At 46.8% G+C, this 8,665-nt stretch carries 7 protein-coding genes; 2 read left to right on the forward strand and 5 right to left on the reverse strand.

Features of this window, described 5'->3' with window-relative positions; genetic code table 11:
- Positions 1-51 precede the first annotated feature (51 nt).
- The 3 genes from IQ257_RS27870 to IQ257_RS27880 form a co-directional block, all read right to left on the reverse strand.
- On the reverse strand, positions 52-1,698 hold the full coding sequence (locus tag IQ257_RS27870; protein WP_193881421.1) for an acetolactate synthase large subunit: 1,647 nt from the start codon (positions 1,696-1,698) through the stop codon (positions 52-54).
- A gap of 339 nt (positions 1,699-2,037) precedes the next feature.
- Complete coding sequence (locus IQ257_RS27875) at positions 2,038-3,405, reverse strand: NAD-dependent succinate-semialdehyde dehydrogenase (protein WP_193881418.1); 1,368 nt, start codon at positions 3,403-3,405, stop codon at positions 2,038-2,040.
- Between the two features lie 255 nt (positions 3,406-3,660).
- Complete coding sequence (locus IQ257_RS27880) at positions 3,661-5,781, reverse strand: AAA-like domain-containing protein (RefSeq protein WP_193881415.1); 2,121 nt, start codon at positions 5,779-5,781, stop codon at positions 3,661-3,663.
- Positions 5,782-6,073: 292 nt separating this feature from the next.
- Here IQ257_RS27880 and IQ257_RS27885 point away from each other — a divergent pair, with 292 nt between their 5' ends.
- On the forward strand, positions 6,074-6,274 hold the full coding sequence (locus IQ257_RS27885; protein WP_193881412.1) for a hypothetical protein: 201 nt from the start codon (positions 6,074-6,076) through the stop codon (positions 6,272-6,274).
- A gap of 32 nt (positions 6,275-6,306) precedes the next feature.
- On the opposite strand, the gene IQ257_RS27890 is transcribed toward IQ257_RS27885, so the two are convergent.
- Both IQ257_RS27890 and IQ257_RS27895 read right to left on the reverse strand, forming a co-directional pair.
- A complete protein-coding gene (locus IQ257_RS27890) occupies positions 6,307-6,639 on the reverse strand; it encodes a hypothetical protein (protein ID WP_193881409.1) in 333 nt (110 codons plus the stop codon).
- A gap of 186 nt (positions 6,640-6,825) precedes the next feature.
- The gene (locus IQ257_RS27895) at positions 6,826-7,014 is read right to left on the reverse strand and encodes a hypothetical protein (RefSeq protein WP_193881406.1); all 189 of its coding nucleotides are present in this window, start codon (positions 7,012-7,014) and stop codon (positions 6,826-6,828) included.
- Positions 7,015-7,463: 449 nt separating this feature from the next.
- On the opposite strand from IQ257_RS27895, the gene gshA reads away from it, so the two are divergent.
- A complete protein-coding gene (gene gshA, locus IQ257_RS27900) occupies positions 7,464-8,603 on the forward strand; it encodes a glutamate--cysteine ligase (RefSeq protein WP_193881403.1) in 1,140 nt (379 codons plus the stop codon).
- The last annotated feature ends 62 nt before the right edge of the window (positions 8,604-8,665 follow it).

Below are 8,665 nucleotides of genomic sequence, written 5' to 3' on the forward strand. Positions count from 1 at the left end.
ATTCCCCACTCCCCAACTCAACCTTAAAGCAGAATAAGAGTCATAACTCTCTTACATCTTGCAACTCAAATCCCCAGCTTTTTGGCTAAAGCGGAGATTTTCACCGTAATCGACTGGACAATCAATGACGGTGGGAACATCTTGAGCAAGAGCTTCTTTTAGAGTCGGAATTAAATCCGCTACTGACGTAATGCGATAACCTTTCAAACCCATACTTTCAGCAAATTTAACAAAATCTGGATTGCCAAAGTGAACAAAGGCTGAGTCGCCAAATTGATTCTGTTGCTTCCACTCAATCAAACCATAGCCACCATCATTAAAAATCAAGGTGACGAAGTTGGTGCCGACTCGCAATGCCGTTTCTAGTTCCTGACAATTCATCATGAAACCACCATCACCAGTCACGGCAACAACATTCCGATCTGGATAAACCAGTTTCGCACCGATCGCACCTGGCATGGCAATCCCCATCGCTGCAAAGCCATTAGAAATAATACAGGTATTGGCGCGATCGCAGTGGTAGTGACGTGCCATCCACATCTTGTGTGCCCCAACATCAGAGATGACAATATCTTCTGGACCCATTACCTGCCGCAGATCATAGATTAGTTTTTGCGGCTTGATGGGAAACCCTTCATCATTGGCATACTGTTCATAATCTGCCCGGATGTCTGAGCGCAGTTCTACCGAAGAGGGTGTAGATTTGCTCTCTCGATCTGCCTGTTTCATAATTTCATTGAGCGAATCAGAAATATCTCCCACAACTTCTACTAAAGGAATATAACTGCTATCAATCTCGGCGGGGGTTGCGCCAATATGAATGAGAGAAATCTTGCTTTGTGGGTTCCACTTTTTCGGCGAATATTCAATCAGATCGTAGCCAACGGCAATAATTAAATCCGCTTGATCGAAGGCGCAGTTAATATGATCGCGCTGCTGTAGTCCTACCGTCCACAGAGCGAGGGGATGGGTGTAAGGAATTACACCTTTACCCATAAAGCTATTCACCACCGGAATATTCATCCGTGTGGCAAATTCCGTCAGGGCTTCGCTAGCATTAGCACGAATTGCACCATTTCCAACCAAAATTAGGGGATTTTTTGCTTTAGAAATTGCCACAGCCGCTTTGCCGATACTCCGGAAAGAAGCATAGGTTTTTTCCCGTTCGTCTTTGTTAAGGGGTTCACCGACTACAGACATTGCCGCAATATTTTCTGGCAAATCGATGTGAACGGCTCCCGGTTTTTCGCTCTGAGCAATTTTAAACGCCTTGCGGACAATTTCTGGAGTGTTGCTTGGACGAACAATTTGAGTATTCCATTTGGTTACGGGGCTAAACATTGCCACCAGATCCAGATACTGATGGGATTCAATATGCATCCGGTCGGTTCCCACTTGACCCGTAATAGCCACCAAGGGAGCACCATCTAAGTTGGCATCAGCAACACCCGTCATTAAATTAGTAGCACCTGGACCTAATGTGGAAAGGCAAACTCCCGCCTTACCCGTCAAGCGTCCGTACAGATCCGCCATGAATGCTGCACCTTGTTCGTGGCGGGTCGTAATAAACTTAATGGAAGACGTTCTGAGCGCTTCTAGAACGTGCAGATTTTCTTCTCCAGGCAGTCCAAAAACGTACTCAACTCCTTCGTTTTCCAAGCAGCGTACCAACAATTCCGCTGTATTTAATTCTCCCATCTCATTTCCCTCAATCGGTCTTATTTTTTGGCTTTGCGTACTAAATCAATTTGTTTATAGCGGTTCTCACTTACATGAGGTACAGTCCCATTCCCTACTCCCCATTCCCCATTTCCTATTCCCTGCCTTCATCAGGGTGTACCTCACTAGATAGAGAAACGCTATATCGCCATCGCCTCCCTATCCAATTCCATCCTACGAGTAGGATGTGAAGGGGCTAAAAACTGGCTGAACGGCTTCGCCCCCTTCAGCAAATAATATTTAGGCATGGAAATCTTCTGGGGCTATCGTAGTTTCTTCAACTTAGCCCCTGTCGCTATGGTTCGTCTACAGACACAATTACTTCACCCAGACTGTTTTAATATTGACAAATTCCTGAATTCCTTGGATTCCTAACTCCCGCCCGAACCCGGAACGTTTGATACCACCAAAGGGCAGGCGCGGGTCAGATTTAACTAAGCCATTGATAAAAACGGCACCCGCTTCCAGTTCGTCGATTAAGCGTTCGGCTTGCGCTTCATCCGTTGTCCAGGCACTTGCTCCCAGTCCAAAGGGGATAGCATTGGCTCTGGCAATTGCCGCGTCAATGTCAGGCACTCGAAACAATAAAGCAACTGGACCGAAAAATTCCTCGTTATCGGCTGGCGTTCCTGGTGGAAAGTCACTCAAGATGGTAGGCGGGTAGAAGTTACCGGAGCGATCGCTCAATGCTTTCCCTCCCATAATGACTTTCGAGCCTTTCTCGATGCACACTTGAACAAGTTGGTCTAAGTCCTTGAGAATACTAGGAGTTGCTAAAGGACCCAGATCCGTAGTTTCCTCCATCGGGTCGCCAATTTTCAGCGCCTGGAATTTCTCGACCAAACGCCGCTCAAATTCATCGGCAACGGCATCAACTACAATGAAGCGCTTGGCAGCAATACAGGATTGCCCGTTGTTAAGCATCCGTGCTGTAACGGCTGTGGAAACAGCAGCCTCTAGATCAGCACTTTCCAGAACAATATAGGGGTCGCTTCCTCCAAGTTCTAAAACAGTTTTCTTAATTTCCTGACCAGCAATTGCCGCTAGACTTGCTCCAGCCGGTTCACTACCTGTCAAGGTTGCCGCTTTGACTCGCGGATCTATAACAATATCTTTAACTTGGTCAGCACCCACAAGGAACGTTTGAAACACCCCTGCCGGAAATCCTGCTTCTCGAATAATGTCTTCGATTACCAAGGCGCATTGCGGGACATTCGAGGCGTGTTTCAAAATACCGACATTCCCTGCCATCAGTGCGGGTGCAGCAAAGCGAAAAACTTGCCAGAAAGGGAAGTTCCAGGGCATAACTGCCAGAATAATCCCTAGGGGTTGGTAGCGAACGAAGCTTTTACTCGCATCTGTGGCAGCAGGAACATCTGCCAGAAACTCGGCAGCGTGTTCGGCGTAGTAGCGGCAAACCCAGGCACATTTGTTAGCTTCAGCGATCGCACTTTTGATAGGTTTTCCCATCTCAGTGGTCATGATCTTGCCGAAGCGAACCTTGTCGCGCTCCAGAATTTCCGCTGCGGCGTTGAGCCATTCAGCGCGTTGAGTCATTGGCGTTTGGCGATAAGACTCAAACACCTGTTGTGCCACTGCTAGTTTAGATTCAATCGATTCTTTACTGAGCGGTTCAAATGTTTTTATCGTTTCCCCTGTTGCTGGGTTAATTGTAGCGATCCCCATAGCCTCCCTCTTCAACCCCAAATTTACTTGGAAATAGTAGGTTTAATCCCAGTCTACTGCGATGCTATTGGGTAAAAGGGAAGCCTTTACATTGATTTACAATTAGTAGATATTATTCTTTTTTGGTATATAATTCGGTATAAGGCACTTGTCATCGGTAATTGGGATTGTATTCATCCAGTTTGATGAAAGCCATAGTATTGTTTATTGTTTCCTCACATCTATGTTAAGAAGTCATTAGTGGAAATCGGTCTGCTATGGAGCTGTATAGCATTCTCCTTTCAGGCGATCACGGAAATACTGACAGTACAAATCACAACGGGGTTTTACCTCATTCCCTTGCAAATCCACTAAACCCATAGAATGCAACTTAAAAGCGGCGGCTGATTCCAAACGCACGGGTGCCGTTGCCGTTACAACTTGCTGAATCGCGGCTGCTAATTCTGGATGTTGCTGCAAATTCCACAAATGCCGCCGCAAATGGTCGCTGTACAGTCCGGCTTCTGTAGGAGCTGTTTTCAATAATTCCTCCAATCCAATGTCTTGCCGTGCAATATGATAGAGTGCTAGCCGCACCAAATATGGATGTCCTGCGACCATTGCCATTAACTGTTCGACTTGAGCAACCTGCCAATCGAGTCCGTGTAAACTTGCCAAATCGAAAACCTGTTGAGGGGTAAACTCCGGTAATTCCACCGACAGCCCTACATTAAACGGCGATTGGTTGATATCCATCGGCACGTAAACTTCCGTAGAATGTACCACTACCAAGCGCAATTTTTTCCAGATATCTCGATTTTTGGCATCCTCATGCCATGCCCGCAGCAGTCCGAAAAAGTCAGCGGCAATTTCGGGATATTGGAAGAGACAGTCCACTTCATCTAAGCCCAAAACTAAGGGACTGTCGATATTTTCCAGCAAATATTCCTCAAAGTACGCCGTGCAATTATCTTTGCTCCCAAAAATCTCATCCCAGTACTCGTTCAGTTGATTCGGTAGCCGTAAACGCCGCCCCACACTGGCACAAAACCACCGCAAGAATTTATCGATATCTTTAAAAACTTTACCCTCTGCCAACTGAAGATTTAAGGCAACTGTGCGATATCCCTGCTGTGAAGCATGATACAGAATCCGAGCCATCAGTGAGGTTTTGCCCATCTGTCGGGTGGCTTTAATTCGGATAAGAGCACCGGGTTGGATAATGGCTTCACTGGCGCGCAATTCAATGGGCGATCGCTCGACATAAAAAACAGATGCCAAATCCACCTGCCCCTCCGGTAATTCTGGCACGGCACTTGGCAAAGGATAGCAATCGGGTCCATCTAAAGCGGCTGGCTGTATTTCTAGTCCCGATTCAGTCAAATCTTCTGGAACTCGACCTTCTGCCAAAATGCTGAGGATTTCCTGAATAACCGTTGGTGTATCGGCATCGGAGTACCACTCCCGCTGCTGAATTCGGTCGAGATAGCCGCGCAGGTTGTAATTAAGGGGTGATGTCAGAGGAAAGTTGACCCGAATGGGTAAAATTACAGGCTTACTCTCAGGGTGCGCATCTCGCAATTCTTTCGCCCGTCTTACCTCCTCAGTCACCATTTCACTGATGGCAGATTGTTCTGACAGGAGCAGCAGCAGGTAATCACACTGCTTTAATTCTGCCTCAATGCGTTGGGGCCAATTCTCTCCCAAACGAATATTTTCCCCCGCCATGAAAACCTCATGACCCACTTTCGTTAATGTTGCACATAACGTCTCAGCCAGCTTAAAGTCGGGATTTTGCGTTCGGTAAGAAATAAACACTCGCTGATGGGTGCCGATTTGGGGTCGGGGTGGAGTAATTTGATACACCGGCATCGGTTCTTGGATGCCCCTTAATTTGCGCAATCCCATGTAGGTTATGGGCAATCGCAACCGATTTTTAACCACATCGTAAACGGTTTGGGAAATACAAACGCCCCCTGGTGTTGCTTCCCCTTGTAGTCGCGCTGCTACATTCACGCCATTCCCCATCACATCGTTGCCGCTGAAAAGCACTTCCCCCAGATAAATCCCAATTCGATGTTTGAGAACGTCACGTTCTGACAGTTGAGCCGCAGCAGTAGCAAAAGCCGTTTGAATCTCTACCGCACACAATACGGCTTTTTCCGCACTCACAAAATACATTAACAACCCATCACCCAAGGTTTTGAGGACGTGTCCCTCAAAGCGCTGACACACTTGACTCATCAGCTCAAAATCTCGTTGAATGAGAGTTAGCGTATGCTTTTCATCGGCTGCCATCTTGGTCGTAAACGATTCTACATCCGTGAAAACTATGGCAGCTAAAGCACTCTCTCCTCTAAGCTGCGACGGCAGGGCTACGTTTTCGATCGGTTCCATGGGCAGGCTGCCGCAATGATTAAGCTAATAGTCTATCAAGTCCAGTTTAAGGGTGACAGATAAGCCCATTTCTTCAAGAGTTGGCAGAAACTATGCTACGTCGCCCGTTTAGGGTTCAAGGTTCTTTCATCAGGAGTCTGCCTTTGTGCGATCGCCTCAGACTTGCTTGACAGCTTTCACAGATGTTGCGTTTTTTGTGATCACCCTCGAAAATTGGAAAGTGTTCATTAGAATTGTCAAATCGCCACGTTTAGCGATCGATAGTGGGTTTTGTTGAGTTGAGGATACAGTCTTGAGTAATTCTACAGACAATCTCGTAGCCGCGTACCGTCAGGATTTGAACTATTGGTTGGAGCGTAAAACAGAATACCAAAGTGCTCTCAATGTCCTTGCATCCAAAGGGGGAAATAACGAAAGTGCATGGAAACTAAAGGGTAAACTCGAAGCTGTAGACGAAATGATCACTCACTTGCAAAGGAAAAGCGGCATCTGACGTAAATAGTGAGGCAATTACCAAAGAGTTACCTATTCTACCAAACCTCTCAGAAAAACCTTATTATCACTCACGTCCACGTCACTCACTTGAAATCGTCCCAATTCTAGTGTCATGTTGAGGGATTGTTCGAGTTTTTCTGGCGGCACATCCAGTCGCTGGGCAAGTTGTGATAGTGTTAATCTCAAGTTACCCACCTTAATTTCCGTACCGTCATCTAATTTCAATCGACCGTTTTCTATTCTCGGTTTTGCCGATATCCCAACATAAACATCTCGCTCCTTTAAAACAGGAAATGCGGCGATCGCTCTTTCCAAGGTGGCTTCTTTTCGGGATGCTGACGGATGATTAGACAGCTCTGCCAAATTGACAACTGCCCCCGTTTCAATTTCACCATCTTTAATAGTAGTGCGAACACTTGGAGGAGTAGCTAAAACTCGTTGGGAAGCAATTTTATCGGCAATTGTCGTGACAAACAGTTCGTTTACGTCGCGATCGCTAAATTGGAGTTCTACGTTTTTCCCCTTTGAGGGTTCCAGTCCAATTAAGGGCTACTGCTGTGTATCAGCCACTTCAGCTTTAGTGATGCTGGCGTCAATTTTGGCTTGTAATCTAGCTTTAGCAGCAATAATTTCGGATTCATTGCTCAAATCTACCGTTTCCTGCCCATCGACAGTCTCGGTAGTGTACCACTCCGGAAGTTGAGTAGCTTGTCGCCAGAAGTAATATAGGCAAGACAATGAAGCAACACTGAATAGAAAAAGAACTAGAACCAGCTTTTTCATGAATCAAAGCACAGTAACTTTATCTGAAGAACTCACATCTGGCACCATTGTCAGTAAACCCGAAAACCCTCCCGGAGTTTTAACTCTGGGCTAATAGCTTAAGTCCACGCTTTGTGGACTAACACTCTTATCCAGTCGTCTAAAGACGACTTTAGCTATAAGACAGTGGTTAAAACCACTGGCGGGTTGTTGCCACTGGTGCCAGTTATCAGTTGGAAAGAAGAGTGTTTACCTGGTGACATCGGCTCATCCCATTGGGTGAATTGTACTGCCTCATCAAATCGATAGTATTACCTAAGGAGGCGATCGCTCTAAATTACTCCCTTTCAAGAGAGCTATCACTCTGCCTTCACTGATACACTTTAAGAGTCGTCAGGTCGCTCTATCCAGCTCTAGGAGAAATCGTGCTGCTGTCTAAAGGTTTTGAAATTGAAATGTATACCGGCACACCTCAAGGGGAAATTGTCGGTCTTTCCGATCAGATTGTGGCATCCTTAGACGGATTTATGCGAGAACCCGATAGCCGCAATGTGGAATACACCACCGCTCCGTTGTGTTGTTACGATCGCCTTTTGTGTGCCTTGCTGCGTCCTCGCCAACAATTGCGAACCTATCTAAAACGGCTCGGCAATTACACCCTGATTCCAGGAAGTACTCTGTCACTGGAAGGAAGCGATCGCTTTTACCGTTCTGACCCCCAAAACCCCTACCACGACTACATCGAGCAAACTTACGGCAGCAAAGTTGTTACCGCTAGCGTTCACATTAATGTGGGAATTTCCGATCCGGATAAGCTAATCCAGGCTTGTCGTCTGATACGGGTAGAAGCCCCCCTCTACCTTGCCCTCAGCGCTTCTTCTCCCTTTCTGAATGCACAGCCTACAGGCTACCACTCTACCCGTTGGGCAATTTTCCCCAAAACCCCTGCCCATGTTCCCCTATTTGAAAGTCACGCTCACTTTATTAACTGGACAGAAGATCAACTAGCGGCGGGTACGATGCGCAACGTCCGCCATTTGTGGTCATCTGTTCGACCCAATGGCAACCGCCGCCCCTACGACCTCAATCGATTGGAACTGAGAATCTGCGATTTGATGGCAGACCCCATTGCCCTACTAGCGGTCATGGCATTACTAGAAGCCCGTATCACTCAATTGCTGGAAAATCCCAGTCTTGACCCCCTCCAAAGCCATACCTTTAGTGCCGATGACTTGGTAGCGGTGACTGATGCGAATGAAGTAGCTGCGGCAAAATCCAGTTTGGATGCTGAACTGACTCATTGGCAGGATGGCAGAACGATTCTGGCACGAGATTGGATTGACGAGATTTATCAAGCCGTTTTTCCCATTGCCAAACAACAGGGTTTTAGTTGTTTTCTCTCGCCCCTCAAGAAAATTTTGCGGCAAGGCAATAGCGCCCAACAGTGGCTGCAACTCAGTGCCGAAGGGTTGGACACCCGTCAGATTATGGTGCAGGCGATTCAAGGGATGAATGAGCAAGAGTGGGAGCTCGAAGACAATTTGTGTCAGGCTTTGGTCGCTTGACTTTATTCCCGTGAAGGGGACAAGGAGACAAGGAGATTTTTGAGGTGTTACTCCTGTCTCTT

Source organism: Coleofasciculus sp. LEGE 07092 (assembly GCF_015207375.1).
Classification (GTDB): Bacteria; Cyanobacteriota; Cyanobacteriia; order Cyanobacteriales; family Coleofasciculaceae; genus LEGE-07092.

Excerpts from the sequence above, each read along its gene's own strand:
- IQ257_RS27870 (WP_193881421.1), bottom strand. The coding sequence starts at position 1,698 with ATGGGAGAATTAAATACAGCGGAATTGTTGGTACGCTGCTTGGAAAAC.
- IQ257_RS27875 (WP_193881418.1), bottom strand. The coding sequence starts at position 3,405 with ATGGGGATCGCTACAATTAACCCAGCAACAGGGGAAACGATAAAAACA.
- IQ257_RS27880 (WP_193881415.1), bottom strand. The coding sequence starts at position 5,781 with ATGGAACCGATCGAAAACGTAGCCCTGCCGTCGCAGCTTAGAGGAGAG.